The 414-nt window shown below is 55.1% G+C and carries 1 protein-coding gene; it reads left to right on the plus strand.

The genetic code is table 11. The features are described 5' to 3' along the window. Nucleotides 1-414, plus strand: a 414-nt coding sequence (locus E3E29_RS11475) for an ATP-binding cassette domain-containing protein (RefSeq protein WP_167911112.1), incomplete at both ends; no start/stop codon positions are given.

Below are 414 nucleotides of genomic sequence, written 5' to 3' on the forward strand. Positions count from 1 at the left end.
CTGAGGCTCATCCTCGGAGCGGCGAAGGGCTACTGGGAGGAAAAGTACAGACCGAGTGAAGGAGAAATCAGCGTCCCGGAGAACGTCAAGGTTTCCGTGCTTATACCCGGAGAATTCGAGCCTTCCTTTGGCTCCGAGAGCATATTGGAGCACGTGTACAGAAAGATTAGAGACCTCAACGCGGCTGTGGAGGTGCTCAACAGGGCTGGACTGAGCGACGCAGTTCTCTACCGTGCAAAGTTCGGTGAGCTCTCTACAGGTCAGAAGGAAAGGGCAAAGATAGCTTCACTCCTCGCTGAGAAGCCAAATCTCCTCCTCATGGACGAGTTTGCAGCTCATCTCGATACACTCACGGCCATGAGAGTGGCCAAAAAGGTGGCCGAGATTATCAGGGAGGCCGGCATCACCGCCCTC

Origin of the sequence: Thermococcus sp. Bubb.Bath (assembly GCF_012027595.1) — an archaeon.
Classification (GTDB): domain Archaea; phylum Methanobacteriota_B; class Thermococci; order Thermococcales; family Thermococcaceae; genus Thermococcus.